Origin of the sequence: Streptomyces sp. NPDC050121, from assembly GCF_044460385.1 — a bacterium.
Taxonomy (GTDB): Bacteria; Actinomycetota; Actinomycetes; order Streptomycetales; family Streptomycetaceae; genus Streptomyces; species Streptomyces soliscabiei.
In genome coordinates this window covers 16450-36525 of record NZ_JBITJV010000024.1, presented here as the reverse complement: position 1 = coordinate 36525, position 20076 = coordinate 16450, and the positions used below count along the sequence as shown (strand labels likewise).

16 protein-coding genes and 2 pseudogenes are annotated in these 20076 nt (G+C 72.2%); 13 read left to right on the top strand and 5 right to left on the bottom strand.

Annotated elements, in window-relative coordinates; translation table 11 throughout:
- From ACIBTS_RS31010 to ACIBTS_RS31000, 3 genes are all read left to right on the top strand, one after another.
- On the top strand, positions 1-916 hold a 916-nt coding region (locus tag ACIBTS_RS31010; RefSeq protein WP_399323724.1), incomplete at its 5' end, for a DUF5819 family protein.
- Positions 913-2121 (top strand): HTTM domain-containing protein, encoded by a 1209-nt coding sequence (locus ACIBTS_RS31005; protein ID WP_399323722.1) that lies wholly within the window; start codon positions 913-915, stop codon positions 2119-2121. The genes ACIBTS_RS31010 and ACIBTS_RS31005, both read left to right, overlap by 4 nt.
- On the top strand, positions 2118-2894 hold the full coding sequence (locus tag ACIBTS_RS31000) for a TrmH family RNA methyltransferase (protein WP_399323719.1): 777 nt from the start codon (positions 2118-2120) through the stop codon (positions 2892-2894). The genes ACIBTS_RS31005 and ACIBTS_RS31000 overlap by 4 nt, the downstream gene beginning before the upstream one ends.
- A 133-nt stretch (positions 2895-3027) precedes the next feature.
- Here the strand turns inward: ACIBTS_RS31000 and paaN are convergent, their stop codons facing one another.
- Positions 3028-4722, bottom strand: coding sequence for a phenylacetic acid degradation protein PaaN (paaN, locus tag ACIBTS_RS30995; protein WP_399323717.1), 1695 nt, complete (start codon positions 4720-4722; stop codon positions 3028-3030).
- Positions 4723-4881: 159 nt separating this feature from the next.
- On the opposite strand from paaN, the gene ACIBTS_RS30990 reads away from it, so the two are divergent.
- Together ACIBTS_RS30990 and ACIBTS_RS30985 are read left to right on the top strand one after the other, a co-directional pair.
- The gene (locus ACIBTS_RS30990) at positions 4882-6396 is read left to right on the top strand and encodes a 3-hydroxyacyl-CoA dehydrogenase (RefSeq protein ID WP_399323715.1); all 1515 of its coding nucleotides are present in this window, start codon (positions 4882-4884) and stop codon (positions 6394-6396) included.
- The gene (locus ACIBTS_RS30985; protein WP_079661124.1) at positions 6393-6983 is read left to right on the top strand and encodes a TetR/AcrR family transcriptional regulator; all 591 of its coding nucleotides are present in this window, start codon (positions 6393-6395) and stop codon (positions 6981-6983) included. Before ACIBTS_RS30990 ends, ACIBTS_RS30985 begins: the two co-directional genes overlap by 4 nt.
- 37 nt (positions 6984-7020) lie before the next feature.
- Here ACIBTS_RS30985 and ACIBTS_RS30980 read toward each other — a convergent pair whose 3' ends face one another.
- Positions 7021-7530: an Lrp/AsnC family transcriptional regulator gene (locus tag ACIBTS_RS30980; RefSeq protein ID WP_399323713.1), complete on the bottom strand. Its 510-nt coding sequence runs from the start codon at positions 7528-7530 to the stop codon at positions 7021-7023.
- Between the two features lie 176 nt (positions 7531-7706).
- On the opposite strand from ACIBTS_RS30980, the gene pdhA reads away from it, so the two are divergent.
- The 5 genes and pseudogenes from pdhA (at position 7707) to ACIBTS_RS30955 (ending at position 13834) form a co-directional block, all read left to right on the top strand.
- Positions 7707-8843, top strand: a complete 1137-nt coding sequence (gene pdhA / locus ACIBTS_RS30975; RefSeq protein WP_399323711.1) for a pyruvate dehydrogenase (acetyl-transferring) E1 component subunit alpha — start codon at positions 7707-7709, stop codon at positions 8841-8843.
- Positions 8840-9844 carry an alpha-ketoacid dehydrogenase subunit beta gene (locus ACIBTS_RS30970; RefSeq protein WP_399323709.1) on the top strand — a complete coding sequence of 335 codons (1005 nt, stop codon included), beginning with the start codon at positions 8840-8842 and terminating at the stop codon, positions 9842-9844. The genes pdhA and ACIBTS_RS30970 overlap by 4 nt, the downstream gene beginning before the upstream one ends.
- A complete protein-coding gene (locus ACIBTS_RS30965; RefSeq protein WP_399323707.1) occupies positions 9844-11283 on the top strand; it encodes a dihydrolipoamide acetyltransferase family protein in 1440 nt (479 codons plus the stop codon). The genes ACIBTS_RS30970 and ACIBTS_RS30965 overlap by 1 nt, the downstream gene beginning before the upstream one ends.
- 95 nt (positions 11284-11378) lie before the next feature.
- Positions 11379-12260, top strand: a pseudogene (locus ACIBTS_RS30960) (NTP transferase domain-containing protein); the annotation flags it as partial.
- 194 nt (positions 12261-12454) lie between these two features.
- On the top strand, positions 12455-13834 hold the full coding sequence (locus ACIBTS_RS30955) for a molybdopterin molybdotransferase MoeA (protein WP_399323705.1): 1380 nt from the start codon (positions 12455-12457) through the stop codon (positions 13832-13834).
- 75 nt (positions 13835-13909) lie between these two features.
- Here ACIBTS_RS30955 and ACIBTS_RS30950 read toward each other — a convergent pair whose 3' ends face one another.
- Positions 13910-15028, bottom strand: coding sequence for a potassium channel family protein (locus tag ACIBTS_RS30950; protein WP_399323703.1), 1119 nt, complete (start codon positions 15026-15028; stop codon positions 13910-13912).
- 120 nt (positions 15029-15148) lie between these two features.
- Between ACIBTS_RS30950 and ACIBTS_RS30945 the strand changes: the two are divergent.
- Positions 15149-15847 (top strand): annotated as a pseudogene (locus tag ACIBTS_RS30945) (potassium channel family protein); the annotation flags it as partial.
- Between the two features lie 88 nt (positions 15848-15935).
- Positions 15936-16916 carry an NAD(P)H-quinone oxidoreductase gene (locus ACIBTS_RS30940; protein ID WP_399323701.1) on the top strand — a complete coding sequence of 327 codons (981 nt, stop codon included), beginning with the start codon at positions 15936-15938 and terminating at the stop codon, positions 16914-16916.
- 76 nt (positions 16917-16992) lie between these two features.
- Here the strand turns inward: ACIBTS_RS30940 and ACIBTS_RS30935 are convergent, their stop codons facing one another.
- Positions 16993-17544: a hypothetical protein gene (locus ACIBTS_RS30935; RefSeq protein ID WP_399323699.1), complete on the bottom strand. Its 552-nt coding sequence runs from the start codon at positions 17542-17544 to the stop codon at positions 16993-16995.
- Positions 17545-17707: 163 nt separating this feature from the next.
- On the opposite strand from ACIBTS_RS30935, the gene ACIBTS_RS30930 reads away from it, so the two are divergent.
- Positions 17708-18253, top strand: a complete 546-nt coding sequence (locus ACIBTS_RS30930; RefSeq protein WP_399323697.1) for a bacterial proteasome activator family protein — start codon at positions 17708-17710, stop codon at positions 18251-18253.
- Between the two features lie 149 nt (positions 18254-18402).
- Here the strand turns inward: ACIBTS_RS30930 and ACIBTS_RS30925 are convergent, their stop codons facing one another.
- Positions 18403-20040 (bottom strand): protein kinase, encoded by a 1638-nt coding sequence (locus ACIBTS_RS30925; protein ID WP_399323695.1) that lies wholly within the window; start codon positions 20038-20040, stop codon positions 18403-18405.
- Positions 20041-20076: the final 36 nt, after the last annotated feature.

The window sequence follows — 20076 nt, the reverse complement described above, 5'->3', positions numbered from 1 at the left end:
GACGGAAACGGAAGCGGAAGCGCAAACGGGCGCCGTGGCCGGGGCCTCCCCCGCGGAGGGCACCGTTCCGGGCCCCCGGGCCGGGTCCGTTCCTCCTGAGGCCGGCGCTGCACCAGGCCCTCGGGTCGAGCCGACCGGCCCCCTTGCCTGGCCGGCCGTCGTCCCGTCCGCCGGTGTCGTCCCCACCGCCGGTGTGGCGGCTGAGCCCCCGCACCCCGCGCCCCTGTACCCCGCGCCCCCGCACCGCGTGCCCCCGCACCCCGAGCCCCGTACCGGTGTGGCCGCGCTCTCGCCGCGCTATCAGATCGGCGCCGCGCTGGCGCTCGCCGTCGTCGCGGTCGCCGTCTGTGTGCATGTCGGGATGGTGTTTTTGCACGTCGCGCCGTCTAACACGGTCACCAAGGCGCACGGTAGGGCGATCGACGAATGGATCTACCCGGAGTTCGAGCAGAACTGGAAGCTGTTCGCGCCGAACCCGTTGCAGCAGAACATCGCCGTCCAGGTCCGCGCCGAGGTCCGCACCGCGGAGGGCGGGTCGAGGACCACCGGCTGGTACGACCTGTCCGCGCAGGACGGCCGGGCCATCGACGGCAACCTGCTGCCGAGCCACACCCAGCAGAACGAGCTGCGCCGCGCCTGGGACTTCTACACGTCCACGCACGGCAACGACAACCGCCCGGTTGGCATACGTGGCGCGCTCTCGGAGACGTATCTGCGCCGCATCGTGGTGCTGCGGCTGGAGCGTGGCGGGGCGGCCGGTGACGGCGGTGTCGTCGAGCGGGTCCAGGTCCGCTCGCAGACCACCAATGTGACCCCGCCGAAGTGGAGCGACGAGAAGGTGTCGATGAGCCCGGTGTACCGCGAGCTGCCCTGGTGGTCGGTGCCGGACGGCGGGGCCGAGGGAGGTACGAGGTGAACCGGTTCTCCTTGACGGTGTCCACCGCCATCGCCCGCGTCACCGAGTCGGCGCTCGGGCCGTACCAGAGTGCCGTGGTCCGGATCGGCTTCAGCGCCACGTGGCTGCTGTTCCTGGTGCGCGAGTTCCCCCACCGCCAGGAGCTCTACGGCCCCGACGGTCCGTGGGACTGGGAGCTGGCCCGGCAGCTGATCGACTCCAATGGCGCGTTCACGGCCCTGATGTGGTCGGACGGCCGGGGCTGGTTCGAGGCCGTGTACGCGCTCGCGCTGCTCTCCAGCGCGCTGCTGCTGCTGGGGTGGCGCACCCGTGCGATGTCGGTGCTGTTCATGGTCGGTGTGCTCTCGCTGCAGAACCGCAGTGTCTTCATGGGCGACGGTGGCGACAACGTCCTGCACCTGATGTCGATCTACCTCGTGTTCATGCGCTGCGGTCGGGTGTGGTCGCTGGACGCGCGGCGGGCGCGGCGTGAGCAGGCGGCACGCGCGCGTGGGGAGCGGGGCACGGACCGGATGGGTCCCGTTCTGTGGGCCGCGGGCGGGTTTGTGCTGGTCACGGTGACTGTCGCGGGCCGTTTCCACAGTGAGTGGAGCATTCCGGTGCTGCTGTGGGCGGCGTGGGTCGCCCAGGGTCTGTGGTGGGCCGTCGGCCGTCTGCGGAAGTCGGCGGAGCCGCGGATCCTGCTCGACGTGATCGGCAACATCCTGCACAACGGTGCTCTGGTCGTGATCATGACCGAGGCCTGTCTGATCTATGCGACGGCCGGCTGGTACAAGATCCAGGGCTCGCGCTGGCAGGACGGCACCGCCGTGTACTACCCGCTGCACCTGGACTACTTCTCGCCCTGGCCCGCGCTCGCCGACCTGCTCGCGGGCAGCGGCACGATGGTGCTGCTCGCGACGTACGGGACCGTGATCGTGCAGGTCGCCTTCCCGTTCACCCTGTTCAACCGGCGGCTGAAGAACGTTCTGCTGGCTCTGATGATGGTCGAGCACGCGGTGATCGCCGTGGTGCTGGGCCTGCCGTTCTTCTCGCTGGCGATGATCGCGACGGACGCCGTGTTCCTGCCGACGTCGTTCCTGCACCGGCTGGGCGGCTGGGCGGCACGCGCGCGTGGACGGCTGTTCTCCGACGGCGGCCGTACGGCGGCGGAGCCGCGGGCTCAGGAGGACGCCGAGCACGCGCGCGTAGGGTTCACGGCATGACCGACCCCGTGAGCGCCGGCTGCGACCCGCTCGGCCGGTGGCGCAGGCTCGCCGACGCGTCCGTCCTGCTCGACGGCTTCCACGCCCTCAAGCACGCCGTGCGCTTCGGGGCGGAGGTGCCGGTGGCGGTCACTGTCGACCGGCGGGCGGCGCTCGCTCTCGCCGACGAGCTCGCTCCCGACGTGCGCGAGGCGCTGGTGGCGCTCCTGACGGAGGTCCCGGAGGCGACGTACGCCTCCCTGGTGCCGCGTCCGCATCCCACGGCGGTCGCTGCCCTGGCGGTGCGGCCTTCGCGGGAGGACAACCTGGAGCGGCTCGGGCACGCGCCCCGCAGTAGTCCGGTGGTGGTTCTCGACAACCCGCGCAATCTGGGCAACGCGGGGGCGGTGATCCGGCTGGCCGCCGGGTTCGGGGCGACCGGGGTGGTCACCACCGGCACGCTCGATCCCTGGCATCCGACCGTCGTGCGTGGCGGGGCGGGGCTGCACTTCGCGACCGCCGTGGAGCGGCTGACCGTCGACGAGCTGCCGGCCGGGCCGGTGTTCGCGCTGGACCCGGAGGGCGACGACATCCGGGGCGTCGAGCTCCCGGACGACGCCCTTCTCGCCTTCGGCTCCGAGCGCAGCGGGCTCTCCGCGGAGCTGCGCGCGCGTGCCGATCATCTTCTCGCCCTGCCGATGCGCCCCCAGGTCTCCAGCTACAACCTCGCGACCAGTGTGGCCATGACGCTGTACCACTGGAGTGCCACCGGCGGCGCACCGCACGCCCCTTAGACGCCCCTGGGCGTCCCTGGGCGTCCCTGGGCGTCCCTGGGCGTCCCTGGAACATTCCCAGACGTCCCCCAGACGTCCCCCAGACGTCCCCCAGACGTCCCCCAGACGGCCCCCAGACGGCCCCTGGGCGTCCCTAGACGTCCCTGCGGACCTCGACCACCCGGAAGCGGTTGGCGACGAACGCGCCGTCGGTGAGGGCCGCGTTGGCCGCCGGGTTGCCGCCCGAGCCGTGGAAGTCAGAGAACGCCGCCGTCTGGTTGACGTAGACCCCGCCGGTGAGGTTGAAGGACAGCTGGGCGGACTCCTCCAGGCAGACCTCCTGGATCGCCTCCTCGACCTCCTCGTCGGTGGTGTACGCGCCGACCGTCATCGCGCCCTTCTCGCGCACCGTGCGCCGCAGCAGGGCGACCGCGTCGGCCGCGGAGCCGACGGCGACGGCGAAGGAGACCGGGCCGAAGCACTCGCTCATGTAGGCGGCCTCGTCGGCCGGCTTGGCCCCGTCCAGTTTCACGATGACCGGGGTGCGCACGACCGCGTCCGGGAACTCCGGGTTGCTCACCTCGCGGGAGGCGAGGGCGACCTCGCCGAGCCCTGCCGCGGCCTCCAGGCGGGCTTTGACGTCCGGGTTGACGATCGCGCCGAGCAGGCCGTTCGCGCGCGCGTCGTCGCCGAGGAGGCCGTCGACCGCGCGGGCGAGGTCGGCGACGACCTCGTCGAAGGTCTTCGGGCCCTCGTCGGTGCGGATGCCCTCACGGGGGATCAGCAGGTTCTGCGGGGTGGTGCACATCTGGCCGCTGTACAGGGACAGCGAGAACGCCAGGTTGGCGAGCATGCCCTGGTAGTTCGCGGTGGACTCCACGATCACCGTGTTGACGCCGGCCTTCTCGGTGAAGACCTGCGCCTGGCGGGCGTTGGCCTCCAGCCAGTCGCCGAAGGCGGTCGAGCCGGTGTAGTCGATGATCCTGATCTCGGGGCGGGTGGCCAGGGTCTTGGCGATGCCCTCGCCGGGGCGCTCGGCGGCCAGCGCGACCAGGTTCGGGTCGAAGCCGGCCGCGGCGAGCACCTCGCGCGCGATGCCCACGGTCAGCGCGAGCGGCAGCACCGCGCGCGGGTGAGGCTTGACCAGGACCGCGTTGCCGGTGGCCAGGGAGGCGAACAGGCCGGGGTAGCCGTTCCACGTCGGGAAGGTGTTGCAGCCGATGAGCAGGGCGGTGCCGCGCGGGACCGCTGTGAAGCTCTTGGTCATCGACAGCGGGTCGCGTTTGCCCTGCGGCTTGGTCCACTCCGCCGTCCCCGGGGTGCGGACCTGCTCGGCGTACGCGTAGGCGACCGCCTCCAGGCCGCGGTCCTGTGCATGCGGGCCGCCCGCCTGGAACGCCATCATGAAGGCCTGGCCGGAGGTGTGCATGACCGCGTGGGTGAACTCGTGCGTGCGGTCGCTGATCCGCTTGAGGATCTCCAGACAGACCACCGCGCGCAGTTCCGGGCCCGCGTCGCGCCAGGCGCGCTGTCCGGCCCGCATGGCGGGCAGCAGCGTCTCCAGGTCCGGGTGCGGGTAGGTCACGCCCAGCTCGATGCCGTACGGCGAGACCTCGTCGCCCACCCAGTCGTCGGTGCCGGGCTGGCCGAGGTCGAGGCGGGTGTGCAGCACGGCTTCGAAGGCGGCCTTGCCCGCCGCCGCGTCCAGACTGCCGTTCTCCCCGTAGGCCTTGGGGTGTTCCGGGTGCGGGGACCAGTACGCCCGGGTGCGGATCGTTTCCAGGGCCTGGTCGAGGGTGGGCCGGTGCTGGGCGATCAGATCGTGCGTGGTCAGTTCGGCGGTGGCCATGCGGGACCAACTCCTCGTCGTGAGAACTCTTCTTCGAGCCCATGACCTGGCTGAACCCTGGGCAGGAACGGCCAGTCAGGGTTAGAGTAACCGAACGATCGGTCGGGACAAGGGGGCCTGCCGCATCTGTGGAAAACCCCGTGCGGGAGGATCGCGCACATGACAGCACTCGACCTCAGCAGCCCCGTGGCCGTCGTCGGCGTCGGCGCCATGGGCCAGGGCATCGCCCAGGTCGCGCTGGTCGCCGGCCACACGGTGCGGCTGTACGACGCCGTTCCCGGACGGGCCCGGGAGGCGGCCGCCGCGATCGGCGCGCGCCTCGACCGGCTCGTCGAGAAGGGCCGCCTGGCCGCCACCGACCGGGACGAGGCACGCGCCCGCCTGCGGGCCGCGGAGAGCCTCACCGACCTCGCGGACTGCTCCCTGGTCGTCGAGGCCGTCGTCGAGCGCCTGGAGGTCAAGCAGGAGCTGCTGCGGCAGCTGGAGGACGTCGTCGGCGAGGACTGCCTGCTCGCCACCAACACCTCCTCCCTGTCGGTGACCGCCATCGCCGGCGCCCTGCGCAACCCCGGCCGCTTCGTCGGACTGCACTTCTTCAACCCCGCGCCGCTGCTGCCGCTCGTCGAGGTCGTCTCCGGGTACGCCACCGACGTCACGTCGGCCACGCGCGCGTACGAGACGGCCCGCTCCTGGGGCAAGACGCCGGTCGCCTGCGCCGACACCCCCGGCTTCATCGTCAACCGCATCGCGCGGCCCTTCTACGCCGAGGCCTTCGCCGTCTACGAGGCCCAGGGCGCCGACCCGGCCACCATCGACGCGATCCTGCGCGAGTCGGGCGGCTTCAGGATGGGCGCGTTCGAACTGACCGACCTGATCGGGCAGGACGTCAACGAGTCGGTCACGCACTCCGTGTGGCAGTCCTTCTTCCAGGACGTGCGGTTCACGCCCTCGCTCGCCCAGCGCCGCCTGGTCGAGTCGGGCCGGCTGGGCCGCAAGTCCGGCCAGGGCTGGTACGACTACCGGGAGGGCGCCGAGCCGGCCGAGCCGCACACCGCGGAGAAGGCCCAGCCGCCCGCGTACGTCGTCGCCGAGGGCAACCTGGGCCCCGCCTGCGAACTGCTCGCGCTGATCCGCGAGGCGGGCATCCAGGTCCGCGAGGAGGAAGAGGACCACGGCAGCCGCCTGGTGCTCCCCGGCGACGGCCAGCTCGCCCTCGCCGACGGCCAGACCTCCGTGGAGTTCCGGGACGTCGTCTACTTCGACCTCGCCCTCGACTACCGCAAGGCCACCCGCATCGCCCTGTCCGCCTCCCAGGACACCTCCACCCAGACCATGTCCGAGGCGATCGGCCTGTTCCAGGCGCTCGGCAAGGACGTCAGCGTCATCGGCGACGTCCCCGGCATGATCGTCGCCCGTACGGTCGCGCGGATCGTCGACCTCGCGCACGACGCCGTCGCCAAGGGCGTGGCCACCGAGGAGGACATCGACACCGCGATGCGCCTGGGCGTGAACTACCCCCTCGGCCCCTTCGAGTGGAGCCGCAGGCTGGGCCGCACCTGGGCCTGCTCCCTCCTGGACGACCTGCACGAACGCGATCCCTCCGGCCGCTACGCGCCGTCCCTCGCGCTCTACCGGCACTCCTACGCCACCGAGAAGCGGGAGGGCGCCTCGTGACCACCGCCAAGCGCGACACGTACACCCCGGAGACCCTGCTCTCGGTCGCCGTCCAGGTCTTCAACGAGCGCGGCTACGACGGCACCTCCATGGAGCACCTGTCCAAGGCCGCCGGCATCTCCAAGTCGTCGATCTACCACCACGTCGCCGGCAAGGAGGAACTGCTGCGGCGGGCCGTCAGCCGGGCCCTGGACGGCCTCTTCGGGATCCTCGACGAGGAGCACGCGCGCGTGGGGCACGCCTCACAGCGCCTGGAGTACGTCGTGCGGCGCATGGTCGAGGTGCTCATCGGCGAACTGCCGTACGTGACGCTGCTGCTGCGCGTGCGCGGCAACACCGACACCGAGCGGTGGGCCCTGGAGCGGCGCCGCGACTTCGACCACCGGGTCGCCGAGCTGCTGAGGGCGGCCGCCGCCGACGGGGACGTACGCGGCGACATGGACGTGCGACTGGCGACGCGACTGGTCTTCGGCATGATCAACTCACTCGTCGAGTGGTACCGGCCGGGCGGCCGGGGAATGGTCGAGAGCGAGGTGGCCGACGCGGTGGTGCGGCTGGTCTTCGAGGGCCTGCGCACGGCGGACTGAGCCGACCGGCCGCGGGGCCGGCAAGCTCTGTGGCCGGTCAGCTCTGTGGCTCCAGGTCCTCCTCCTCGAACACCAGCAGCGTGCGCGTGCTGAGCACCTCGGGGATTTCCTGGAGCCGGGTGAGCACCACCTCGCGCAGCGCCCGGTTGTCGGGCGTGTGCACCAGGAGCAGGACATCGAAATCGCCCCCGACGAGGGCGATGTGGGAGGCGCCGGGCAGCTGTCTGAGCTGCTCGCGCACGGTCCGCCAGGAGTTCTGCACGATCTTCAGCGTGATGTAGGCGCTGGTGCCCTGGCCCGCGCGCTCGTGGTTCACGCGGGCCCCGAAGCCGCGGATGACGCCGTCCTCGATGAGCCGGTTGATCCGCGCGTAGGCGTTGGCGCGCGAGACGTGGACCCGCTCGGCGACCGACCGTATCGAGGCGCGGCCGTCCGCCTGGAGCATCTGCAGGATGTCCTGATCGATGGCGTCGAGCGGCCGCGGCGGCTGCAGCGGGACACCGCTCTCCGGGAGCGACCCCTCTTCGGCCATTTGTTCAGGTGCCATGTCCCCCCGCCTCCCTACCATGGACGTACTGCGTCCATCTCAGGCTGTGGAGAACCGTTTGTCCACAGCCTGAGGGGCCCTGTAGCCAAAATGTGCCGACGACCGAACAATCGGTAGGTGAGGCGCATCACCTTCGACGCGACCTCCCGTAGCCGCTTCCACGAGGAGGTGCCGTCATGACGGTCATGGAGCAGCGGGGCACGTACCGGCCCACGCCGCCGCCCGCCTGGCAGCCCCGTACCGACCCCGCGCCGCTGCTGCCCGACGCGGAGCCGTACCGCGTCCTCGGCACCGACGCGGCCGCGCAGGCCGACCCCGAGCTGCTGCGCCGGCTGTACGCCCAGCTGGTGCGCGGCCGTCGCTACAACGTCCAGGCCACCGCCCTCACCAAGCAGGGCAGACTCGCCGTCTACCCCTCCAGCACCGGCCAGGAGGCCTGCGAGGTCGCCGCCGCGCTCGTTCTCCAGGAGCGCGACTGGCTCTTCCCCAGCTACCGCGACACCCTCGCCGTCGTCGCCCGCGGGGTGGACCCCGTGGAGGCCCTCACCCTGCTGCGCGGCGACTGGCACACCGGCTACGACCCCTACGAGCACCACGTCGCGCCCCTGTGCACACCGCTCGCCACCCAGCTTCCGCACGCCGTGGGCCTCGCGCACGCCGCCCGCCTCAGGGGCGACGACGTGGTCGCGCTCGCCATGGTCGGTGACGGCGGCACCAGCGAGGGCGACTTCCACGAGGCGCTGAACTTCGCCGCCGTCTGGCAGGCGCCGGTCGTCTTCCTCGTGCAGAACAACGGCTTTGCGATCTCCGTACCGCTCGCCAAGCAGACCGCCGCCCCCTCGCTGGCCCATAAGGCCGTCGGGTACGGCATGCCGGGCCGTTTGGTCGACGGCAACGACGCCGTCGCCGTGCACGAGGTGCTGGCCGACGCCGTGCGCCGCGCGCGCGAGGGCGGCGGTCCGACCCTGGTGGAGGCGGTGACCTACCGCATCGAGGCGCACACCAACGCCGACGACGCCACCCGCTACCGCGGCGACGCCGAGGTCGAGACCTGGCGCGAGCACGACCCGATCCGGCTGCTGGAGCGTGAACTGACCGCGCGCGGGCTGCTCGACGAGCACACACAGCAGTCCACGCGCGACGCCGCCGAGGCGATGGCCGCCGATCTGCGCGCCCGCATGAACCAGGACCCGGTCCTCGACCCGATGGACCTGTTCGCCCACGTGTACGCCGAAGACACTCCCCAACTGCGGGAACAGCGCGCCCTGTTGCAGGCCGAGCTCGAGGCGGAGCAGGAAGGCGCGCACCGATGACCACCGTCGCCCTCAAGCCCGCCACCATGGCGCAGGCCCTCACGCGCGCGCTGCGCGACGCGATGGCCGCCGACCCGTCCGTGCACGTCCTGGGCGAGGACGTGGGCACCCTCGGCGGCGTCTTCCGGGTCACCGACGGGCTAGCCAAGGAGTTCGGCGAGGACCGCTGCACGGATACCCCGCTCGCCGAGGCGGGCATCCTCGGCACCGCCGTCGGCATGGCCATGTACGGGCTGCGTCCGGTCGTGGAGATGCAGTTCGACGCCTTCGCCTACCCGGCGTTCGAGCAGCTCATCAGTCATGTCGCCCGTATGCGCAACCGCACCCGAGGGCGCATGCCCCTGCCGATCACCGTCCGCGTGCCCTACGGCGGCGGCATCGGCGGCGTCGAGCACCACAGTGACTCCTCCGAGGCGTACTACATGGCGACCCCGGGCCTCCATGTCGTCACCCCGGCCACGGTCGCCGACGCCTACGGCCTGCTGCGCGCCGCCATCGCCTCCGACGACCCGGTCGTCTTCCTTGAACCCAAGCGTCTGTACTGGTCCAAGGACTCCTGGAACCCGCAGGACCCGCAGACCGTCGACCCGATAGGCCGCGCCGTGGTGCGGCGCCCGGGCCGCAGCGCCACACTGATCACGTACGGGCCGTCGGTGCCGGTCTGTCTCGAAGCCGCAGAGGCGGCGCGCGCCGAGGGCTGGGACCTCGAAGTCGTCGACCTGCGTTCCCTGGTGCCCTTCGACGACGAGACCGTCTGCGCCTCGGTACGGCGGACCGGCCGCGCGGTCGTCGTCCATGAGTCGGGATCCTTCGGCGGGCCGGGCGGAGAGATCGTGGCCCGGGTCACGGAGCGCTGCTTCCACCACCTGGAGGCGCCGGTGCTGCGGGTCGCCGGGTTCGACCTGCCCTACCCGCCGCCGATGCTGGAGCGGCACCACCTGCCCGGCGTCGACCGCATCCTGGACGCCGTGGCGCGGCTGCAGTGGGAGGCCGAGAACTGATGGCACAGGTGCTGGAGTTCAAGCTCCCCGACCTCGGGGAGGGGCTCACCGAGGCGGAGATCGTCCGCTGGCTGGTCCAGGTCGGTGACGTGGTCGCCGTGGACCAGCCGGTCGTCGAGGTCGAGACGGCCAAAGCGATGGTGGAGGTGCCCTGCCCCTACGGCGGCGTGGTCACCGCCCGTTTCGGCGAGGAGGGCACGGAACTGCCCGTCGGGGCCCCGCTGATCACGGTGGCGGTCGGCGCGCCGGCCTCCGACGGGGCGGCCGTTCCCACCGAGGGCTCGGGCAACGTGCTGGTGGGCTACGGCACTTCGGAGGCACCGGCGCGGCGCAGGCGGGTGCGGCCGGTTCAGCCGCCGCCCGCCACCCCCGCCACCCCCGCGACCACGGCCACCCCCGCGACCACGGCTGCTCCCGCTGTCCCGGCTGCTGTCCCGGATGACGTTCCGGCCGCTGGTACCCACAAGGCAGCGGACAGTCCCGTTCCTGTGATCTCCCCGCTGGTGCGCCGCCTCGCCCGCGAGAACGGCCTGGACCTGCGAAAGCTCGCCGGCTCCGGACCCGAGGGGCTGATCCTGCGGGGGGACGTCGAGCACGCGCTGCGGGCGGCCGCCGCCCCGCAGCCCGCTCCACAGCCCGCTCCACAGCCCGTCCTGCAACCCGCCACGCAGCCCGCGCTCGTCTCCCCGGCGACGCCCACTCCCGCGGCTGCCCCCGCCCCCGGCGGCTCCGCCCCCGCCCCCGCCGCCTCCGCCCATCGCATCCCCCTCAAGGGCGTCCGGGGTGCAGTCGCCGACAAGCTCTCCCGCAGTCGTCGGGAGATTCCCGACGCGACCTGCTGGGTGGACGCCGACGCGACGGAACTGATGCGTGCCCGCGCCGCCATGAACGCCGCGGGCGGGTCGAAGATCGCCCTGATCGCGCTGCTGGCCCGTATCTGCACCGCCGCCCTGGCCCGGTTCCCGGAGCTCAACTCCACCGTCGACGTGGCGGCCCGGGAGGTCGTCCGCTTCGACCACGTCCACCTCGGGTTCGCCGCGCAGACCGAGCGGGGCCTCGTCGTGCCCGTCGTCCGCGACGCGCACGCCCTCGACGCCGAGGGGCTCAACGCCGAGTTCGCACGGCTCACCGAGGCCGCCCGGGACGGGCACCTCACCCCCGGCGAACTGACCGGCGGCACCTTCACGCTGAACAACTACGGCGTGTTCGGCGTCGACGGCTCCACGCCGATCATCAACCACCCCGAGGCGGCCATGCTCGGCGTCGGCCGCATCGTCCCCAAGCCGTGGGTGCACGAGAACGAGCTGGCGGTGCGCCAGGTCGTGCAGCTCTCCCTCACCTTCGACCACCGGGTGTGCGACGGCGGCACCGCGGGAGGCTTCCTGCGCTACGTGGCGGACTGCGTGGAGCAACCGGCGGTGCTCCTGCGCACCCTGTGATCACGAGCACGGCCCAGGCGTTCCCCGCGGGGCGTTCCCCGCGTTTCCCGTGATCGCGGAGAACGCATCGCCGGGGTGACCCCCATACTCGGGGTGTGACCTCGAACGAGCCTTCCGAGCCGGCGTACGACGCCGTTGTGCTCGCCGGTGGCGGCGCCCGGCGGCTCGGCGGCGTCGACAAGCCCGGCGTGCGGGTGGGCGGGCGCGCGCTGCTGGACCGGGTGCTCGGCGCCTGCGCCGACGCGCGCACCACCGTCGTCGTCGCCGACCCCCGCCCCACCGCCCGGCCCGTGCGCTGGGCGCGCGAGGACCCGCCCGGCGCGGGCCCCGTCGCCGCGCTCGACGCCGGAGTACGGCACACCGCGGCGGACGACGTGCTCGTCCTCTCCGCCGACCTGCCCTTCCTCGCGGCGGACACCGCACGGCGGCTGCTGACCGCCCTGCGCGCCCGCGAGGCCGAGGGCGCGTTGCTCACCGACGCCGACGGCCGCGACCAGCCGCTCGTCGCCGCGTACCGCACGGCCGCCCTGCGCCGTGAACTGGCGGTGCTCACCGCCGACCACGGCGGCCTCATCGGGCTGCCCCTGCGCCGGCTGACCGCCGGACTCGACCTCACCCGCGTCTCCGACCCTGTCGCGTCCTTCGACTGCGACACCTGGGACGACATCGCCACCGCCAGGGCACGTATCAGGGAGCATGGCCACGTGTTGGATGAATGGATCTCCGCAGTCAAGGACGAACTGGGCATCGACCTCGATGTCGACACCGGCGTCCTCCTCGATCTCGCCCGTGACGCCGCCCACGGAGTGGCCCGGCCCGCGGCCCCGCTGACCACCTTCCTGGTCGGCTACGCCGCCGCGCAGGCCCAGGGAGGCCCCGAGGCCGTCGCCGAGGCCGCCCGCAAGGCCGCGGCGCTGGCCCTGCGCTGGGCGCAGGAGGCCGAACAGGACACCGCCGAACCACAGGACAAAGCCCAGGCCCCACAGGACAATGCCCCACAGGACAAGGCCCCGCAGGACAAGGCCCCGCAGGACAAGGCCCCGCAGGACAAGGCCCCGCAGGACAAGGCCCCACAGGACAAGGCCCCACAGGACAAGGCCCCGCAGGATCAGGTCCCGCAGGACAAGAAGGACAAGGTCGTCGAGCCCGGCGGCTCTGGACCGGACGCCGGATGACGCCCCGCGGAACCCGGCAGGGCCTTGACGCCGAGGACCTCGACGTCGAGGAGGCGCTCGCCCTAGTGAAGGACGGCAACGGCCCCACGCAGCGGGACGGCAACGGCAACGGTTCCCCGTCCTCCCACGCCCCGCGGACCGGTCACCGGGCCGTCGGCGGGGAGCACCGTCACCAGGCCACCCCCTGGCCGGAGGCCCGGACGATCGCCGCCCGTGCCGCCCGGTCCTGCGCCGCCCGCCGCGCGCCCGTCTCCGTGACCCTCGGCGACGCCCTCGGCCTCGTCCTGGCCGCCCCCCTGACCGCACTCACCGACCTGCCCTCCTTCGACACCTCCGCGATGGACGGATGGGCGGTCGCAGGACCCGGCCCCTGGCACGTACGAGACGAGGGCGTGCTCGCCGGCAGCGTTGCGCCCGCGCCCCTCGCCGACGGTGAGGCCGTCCGGATCGCCACCGGCGCCCGGATCCCCGCGGACACCACCGCGGTGCTGCGCAGCGAGCACGGCCGCACCGACGACAACGGCCGGTTGCACGCGACCCGCGAGATGCAGCACGGGCAGGACATCCGCCCGCGAGGGCAGGAGTGCCGCAGCGGGGACCAGTTGCTGCTCGCCGGAGCGGTGGTGACCCCGGCCGTGCTCGGTCTCGCCGCGGCCGCCGGGTACGACACACTGACCGCTGTGCCCCGTCCCCGGGTCGAGGTGCTCGTCCTCGGCGACGAGCTGCTCTCCGAGGGTCGCCCGCACGACGGCCTCATCCGGGACGCTCTCGGCCCGATGCTGCCCCCGTGGCTGCGGGCGCTGGGTGCCGAGGTCACCGCCGTACGCAGGCTCCGCGACGACGCGAAGGCCCTGCGCAAGGCCATCACCGCGTCCGGTGCCGATCTGATCGTCACCACCGGGGGCACGGCCTCGGGCCCGCTCGACCATGTGCACCCCACCCTGCGCCGCCTCGACGCCGAACTCCTCGTCGACGGCGTCCAGGTGCGCCCCGGTCACCCCATGCTGCTGGCCCGTCTCACGGAGGACCAGCACCTCGTCGGTCTGCCCGGCAACCCCCTCGCGGCCGTCTCCGGTCTGCTCACCCTCGCCGAGCCCCTGTTGCGCACCCTCGCCGCCCGCCCGGCTCCCGAGCCGTACGCGCTGCCGTTGAGGGACGCGGCGCACGGCCATCCGTACGACACCCGGCTGGTTCCGGTCGTGCTGCGGGGCGATCATGTCGTGCCGCTGCACTACAACGGGCCGGCCATGCTGCGCGGCATCGCGGCGGCCGATGCCCTCGCCGTCGTACCGCCGGGCGGTGCACGGGCGGGTCAGGAGGCCGAACTCCTCGATCTGCCGTGGACGACGGCCGGGATCGGCGCCTGTTTCACGTGAAACACGCTCCGTGTTTGACGTGAAGCCGCGGCGCCTGTTTCACGTGAAACCGTGGGTGTTTCACGTGAAACGTCGTCACGCCTGTTCGGCGGCGGGGACCGCCCGGCTGACCGTGATCACGCGGTCCCCCGGCCGCAGGCGGGTGAGCCGGGGGTCGGCGTAGTCCAGCAGCTCCTTGCGGCGGACGACGGCCACCACCAGGTCCGCGCAGGTGCGGGGCGCCTGTCCCGCCTCCGCCTCGGTGATCGGGCGCTCGATGAGGTCCAGGCCGCTGCCGAGAGTCATCAGGTCCTCCAGGGTCCTGGCCACGGTCGGGCTGACCATCGAGACGCCGAGCAGTCGGCCGGCGGAGCTGGAGCTGGTGATCACGGTGTCCGCGCCACTCTGCTTGAGCAGTGGCACGTTCTCGTCCTCCCGGGCGGCGACGACGATCGTCGCGCGGCGGTTCAGTTGGCGGGCGGTGAGGGTGACCAGGGCGGAGGTGTCGTCGCGCTGCGGGGCGACGATCACCCGGGAGGCCCGCTGGACCTCGGCCTTGAGGAGCGTCTCCGAGCGGGTGGCGTCGCCGGTCACCGCCACCAGCCCGTCGTCGCCGGCCAGGTTAGCGGCCTTGCGCTGCGCGTCCACGACCACGATCCGGTCCTTGGCGATGCCCTGCCCGACGAGAGTCTCCACGGCATGGCGGCCCTTGGTGCCGTATCCGACGACCACGACGTGATCGCTGGTGCGGGCGCGCCAGCGGTGGATGCGGACCTGCTGCCGGGTCCGCTCGGTGAGCACCTCCAGGGTGGTGCCGACCAGGATGATCAGGAACACCACACGCAGCGGTGTGATGACGAGGATGTTGACGAGCCGGGCCGTGTCGCTGACCGGGGTGATGTCGCCGTAGCCGGTGGTGGAGAGGGTGACGGTGGCGTAGTAGGCGGAGTCGAGGAGACCGACGGAGCCGTCCGCGTTGTCGTTGTAGCCGTCGTGGTCGGCGTAGACGATCAGCGTGGTGACGGCCAGTACCAGCAGGCCCATGGCGAGGCGCCGCAGCACCTGCTGGAGCGGGGGGACGCTGGTGCGCACGGGCATCGTGATGGAGCGGCCCGCCTCGGCGTCGTCCCGGGCCTCGGTGCGCGAGCGGTACCAGAGGGACCTGAAGAGGGAGAACCTGACCGGCCCGACAGGCTGTCGTGGGTGGTCCTTCATCGCGTGCCCCCTGTGGTGGTCGTCCGTTCGGTGGGCACCATGGTTCCCGGCGGGGTCGTGCCCGTCATGAAGCAACACATGTCCATGAGTCCGCGCCTGTCCATGATCCCGGAGGTCCCCTTGCGCGACCACACTGTCGTCGTCGGCTTCGGTACGAAGGGGAGGTCCGCGATCCGGACGGCCTGCGCGGCGGGCCTGCGCAAGGAACAGGTCATGGTGATCGACCCGAGTGCGAAGGTGATCGAGGCGGCGACGGCCGAGGGCTACGAGGGCATCGTCGGAGACGCGACGCGCAGTGACGTGCTGCGGCGGGCCGAGGTGCAGCGGGCGGGGCGGATCGTCATCGCGACGCAGCGCGACGACACGGCCGTCCTGGTGGCGTTGACGGCGCGCCAGCTCAACCCCGGGGCGAAGATCGTGGCGGCGGTCCGCGAGGAGGAGAACGCGCCGCTGCTCAAGCAGTCCGGCGCGGACGAGGTCATCACCAGCGCGGGTGCGGCCGGCCGGCTGCTCGGCCTGTCCGTGCTCAGCCCGGCGGCGGGCCGGGTCATGGAGGACCTCATCCAGCAGGGCGACGGGCTCGACCTGGTGGAACGGCCCGTCACCAAGGCCGAGGCGGGCCGCGGCCCGCGTGAGACGGACGACCTGGTGGTGAGCGTCGTCCGCGGGCACCGAGTCCTCGCCTACGACGACCCGGCGATCGGCGTGCTGGAACCGACGGACCGACTGGTCACGATCATGCGGGTGGGTCCGGACAGCGCACGGGCCACGCTCGGGACACCCGGCATGTCCGGCGTCCCGCCCCTCCCGCCGGCCTGAGAGGCCTCCCGGAGAGCAGCACGAACAGCGCTGCCCACCCCAGCGACCAGGCGACCTGCGGCCGGGGGCGAGGGGTAGCGTCCCTCTCATGCATGCGATCACGATTCCCGAACCCGGTGGTCCCGAGGCGCTCGTGTGGGACGAGGTCCCCGATCCCGTACCCGGCGAGGGCGAGGTCCTGGTCGAGGTGGTGGCCAGCGCCGTCAACCGCGCCGACATCCTGCAGCGCCAGGGCTTCTACGATCCGCCGCCCGGCGCCTCCCCCTACCCCGGCCTGGAGTGCTCCGGCCGGATCGCCGCGATCGGCCCCGGCGTCTCCGGCTGGGTCGTCGGCGACGAGGTGTGCGCGCTGCTCGCGGGTGGCGGCTACGCCGAGAAGGTCGTGGTGCCGTCCGGCCAGCTGCTGCCCGTGCCGACGGGCGTCGGCCTCGTTCAGGCCGCCGCGCTCCCGGAGGTGACCAGCACCGTCTGGTCGAACGTTTTCATGATCGCCCACCTCCGCCCCGGCGAGACGCTGCTCGTGCACGGCGGCTCCAGCGGCATCGGCACCATGGCGATCCAGCTGGCCAAGGCCGTCGGCGCGAAGGTCGCCGTCACCGCGGGCACCAAGGAGAAGCTGGCGCAGTGCGCCGAGCTGGGCGCCGACATCCTGATCAACTACCGCGAGCAGGACTTCGTCGCCGAGGTGAAGCAGGCCACGGGCGGCGCCGGCGCCGACGTCATCCTCGACAACATGGGAGCGAAGTACCTGGACCGCAATGTCCAGGCGCTCGCCGTGAACGGCCGGCTCGCGATCATCGGCATGCAGGGCGGCGTCAAGGCCGAGCTGAACATCGGCGCGCTCCTCGGCAAGCGCGCCGCCATCAGCGCGACCTCGTTGCGGGCCCGTCCCCTGGAGGAGAAGGCGGCCATCGTCGCGGCCGTTCGCGAGCACGTCTGGCCGCTGCTCGCCGCAGGCCATGTACGTCCCGTGGTCGACCGCGAGTTTCCGATGAGCGACGCCCCCGCCGCCCACCGGGTCGTGGAGGACAGCGGCCACGTCGGCAAGGTGCTCCTGGTCGCGTCGTAGCCACCGTCGTAGCCGCCGGCGCCAGGGCCTGTCCCGGCGGACGCACCACACCCCGCCCGACTGCGCTGATCGGTGCCTAGCCGCGACGCAAGCGTAGGGCGGCGAGGGCGAGAGCGATGCCCAGGCCGATGAGGACGAGGCCGGTGCCGAGCGGCAGGATCTGCAGCACGGGGCCGTCGGCCCGCTCCGCCTGCGCGTCCGGCTGCCGCACGGCGTTCTGGGGGGTCGCGGAGGTCGTGGGAGCGACGACGGCCTGCGGGGACTCGGATCCGGTGGGGTCGCCGTCCCCGGCCTCCGCGTCGCCGCTCCCCTCGTCCGGGTCCTCTTCGCCGGTGTCCTCCCCCGCCGTATCCGGCGCCTCTTCGTCCTCGTCCTCCCCCTGGTCGACCTTGCGCCCGGGCCGCTCGCGGCCCTCGCCCGCGCGGCTGCCGGCCCGGTCCGCGTCGGGGGAGGAGGGGGTGGGGGTGGCGGACGCCGACACGGTGACGTGCGGCGGGACGTGCCCGTACACCGACACCGCCGCGTACGCCGGGGCGGCCCCGCAGGGCGGTACGACCACTCCCAGTGCGCCCACGGCGCCCACCGCGCCGACGCGCATCCCGCACAATGCCCGCTGCCATGGAGTCACGTGCGTGACCCCCTCCCGGTAACCGGTTGCCAAGAAAAGTCGCAACAAGCCTCACATCACGGAATTTTCGGCGCATTACGGACTACGCCGAACGGAAACGATGGATCACCTTTCATGGGGGGCACCACGGTGATGAGGTGGGGACGTGCGAGAGAATGGCGGCATGGAGATGCCGAGGAACGAAAGGTCGCCGGAGAACGCCCAGAAGATCCTGGTCGTAGGCCAGGACGGCATGGCGCTCGGCGGCGTCGACGCTGACGAGGATTCCCGTGAGATCCCGGTGACGGAGATGGTCGAGCAGCCCGCGAAGGTCATGCGCATCGGCAGCATGATCAAGCAGCTCCTCGAGGAGGTGCGCGCGGCTCCTCTGGACGAGGCGAGCCGGGCCCGGCTGAAGGAGATCCACGCGAGCTCGGTGAAGGAACTGGAGGACGGCCTGGCGCCGGAGCTGGTCGAGGAGCTGGAGCGGCTGTCGCTGCCGTTCAACGAGGACTCGACCCCGAGCGACGCGGAACTGCGCATCGCGCAGGCCCAGTTGGTCGGCTGGCTGGAGGGCCTCTTCCACGGCATCCAGACGACCCTCTTCGCCCAGCAGATGGCCGCGCGCGCCCAGTTGGAGCAGATGCGCCGCGCGCTGCCGCCGGGTGTGAGCCACGAGGGCGTCGACGACCCACGCGCGGGCGGCCGCACGGGCGGACCGTACCTGTAGGCCGCAGCCCCGTACCCGTAGCCGTACACAAACAGACGTTCACAGGCAGACGTTCACAAGCAGGCGACATAAGCAGACGTACGTACACAGACGTACACAAAGGAAGGGCCCGGCGCGAACGCCGGGCCCTTCTCCACGAGGTCAGGCCGTCACGACGCCGGGTTGCCCGAGGAGACCTTGAGTTCGATCTCGGGCATGTTCTTCGGGTCGACGTCCGTTCCGGCGGAGGGGAACTGGTCCATGACCGCCCCGTCGCCGTACGTGTTCTCGTCCACCTTCGTGATCTTGTACGGCCAGCCGGCGGCCTGGAAACACGCTTTGACCGAGCCGATGTACTTGAACTTGAAGTTCGGCACCCGGATTTTGGCGGGGTCGTTGTACGACTCCTCCGGCTCGGAGCACTCGGTCGACTCGATCGTCTTGGAGGTGTCCGGCCCGCGGTAGTTTGCCGCCTTCGTCGCCGATGGCGAGGCGCTGGTCGTGTCGCCCTTGGCGTCGTCGGAACTGCCGCCGCTCAGCATGAGACTGGTGATGAGGCCGCCGACCGCCACCACGGCGACGACGGCCGAGCCGATGAGCACCGTCCTGCTGTTCTTGCGGCTGCCGCCGCCCGAGGACACCGTGGTCGACGGCTGCGGGGCGAGGTTGTACGCGGGCGGGGTGTGCGGCGCCTGCTGGTGGCCGTACGCCGGAGCGGGCGTCTGGTAGCCGCCCTGCTGCGGGTAACCGTAGGCCGGGGACGGCGTCGGGGCGCCGTACGGGTTCGGAGTCGGGGCCGGCTGGTAGGGCGTCTGGACGCCCGCCTGGGGCGCCGGGGTGCCCTGGCCGACCGGCGGGAACACCGCGGAGCCGACGCCCGCGCCGCTCGACGTCGGCGCACCCGGGACGATGCTCGGCGGGGCGGGCTGGAAGGAGGCGGCGACGCGCAGGCACTCGTCGCGCATGGCGACGGCGGTCGGGAAGCGCTCGTTCGGGTTCTTCTTCAGCGCGCGGGCGATCAGCGCGTCCACGGCCGGGGGCAGCGCCCGGTTGATCGAGGAGGGTGCCACCGGCTCCTCCTGCACATGCGCGTACGCGATCGCAAGCGGTGAATCCGCCTCGAACGGCAGCCGCCCGGTGACGAGTTGGAACAGCATGATGCCGACCGAGTAGAGGTCGGACCGGGCGTCCACCCCACGCCCCAGGGCCTGTTCGGGCGAGAGGTACTGCGGGGTGCCGACGACCATGCCGGTCTGGGTCATCGAGGTGACGCCGGACTGCATGGCGCGCGCGATGCCGAAGTCCATCACCTTGACGACGCCGCGCTTGGTCATCATCACGTTGCCGGGCTTGATGTCGCGGTGGACGAGCCCCATCTCGTGGCTGATCTCCAGCGCCGCCAGCACGTCCGCGGTGATCTTCAGTGCCTTGTCGGCGGGCATCGCGCCCTGCTGCCGCACGTCCTCGTCGAGCACGGAGCCGAGCGGGCGGCCCTCGATGTACTCCATGACGATGTACGGCGTGGTCAGCCCCTCGACCTCGTCCTCGCCGGTGTCGAAGACGGAGACGATGTTGGTGTGCGTGAGTTTGGCCACGGCCTGGGCCTCGCGGCGGAAGCGCTCACGGAAGGCCTGCTCACGGCCCAGTTCGGTGTGCAGGGTCTTCACCGCGACCTGACGGTCGAGCACGGCGTCGTAGGCGAGGTGCACCGAGGCCATGCCGCCCTCGCCGAGCAAGTCGCGCAGCTGATAGCGGCCCGCGGCGAGCGCCCGCCCCGCGTACCGGCCCTGCGCGCCGTCCTGGCTCATGTTCTGCGTCCCCCGTAGGCCCTCAGGCGCCGTTGA

Coding starts and splice junctions, on each gene's coding strand:
- ACIBTS_RS30925 (WP_399323695.1), bottom strand. CDS start 20,040: ATGAGCCAGGACGGCGCGCAGGGCCGGTACGCGGGGCGGGCGCTCGCC.
- ACIBTS_RS30980 (WP_399323713.1), bottom strand. CDS start 7,530: ATGGCACCTGAACAAATGGCCGAAGAGGGGTCGCTCCCGGAGAGCGGT.
- ACIBTS_RS30950 (WP_399323703.1), bottom strand. CDS start 15,028: ATGAAGGACCACCCACGACAGCCTGTCGGGCCGGTCAGGTTCTCCCTC.
- ACIBTS_RS30970 (WP_399323709.1), top strand. CDS start 8,840: ATGACCACCGTCGCCCTCAAGCCCGCCACCATGGCGCAGGCCCTCACG.
- ACIBTS_RS30930 (WP_399323697.1), top strand. CDS start 17,708: ATGGAGATGCCGAGGAACGAAAGGTCGCCGGAGAACGCCCAGAAGATC.
- ACIBTS_RS30990 (WP_399323715.1), top strand. CDS start 4,882: ATGACAGCACTCGACCTCAGCAGCCCCGTGGCCGTCGTCGGCGTCGGC.
- ACIBTS_RS30965 (WP_399323707.1), top strand. CDS start 9,844: ATGGCACAGGTGCTGGAGTTCAAGCTCCCCGACCTCGGGGAGGGGCTC.
- ACIBTS_RS30940 (WP_399323701.1), top strand. CDS start 15,936: ATGCATGCGATCACGATTCCCGAACCCGGTGGTCCCGAGGCGCTCGTG.
- paaN (WP_399323717.1), bottom strand. CDS start 4,722: ATGGCCACCGCCGAACTGACCACGCACGATCTGATCGCCCAGCACCGG.
- ACIBTS_RS31000 (WP_399323719.1), top strand. CDS start 2,118: ATGACCGACCCCGTGAGCGCCGGCTGCGACCCGCTCGGCCGGTGGCGC.
- pdhA (WP_399323711.1), top strand. CDS start 7,707: ATGACGGTCATGGAGCAGCGGGGCACGTACCGGCCCACGCCGCCGCCC.
- ACIBTS_RS30955 (WP_399323705.1), top strand. CDS start 12,455: ATGACGCCCCGCGGAACCCGGCAGGGCCTTGACGCCGAGGACCTCGAC.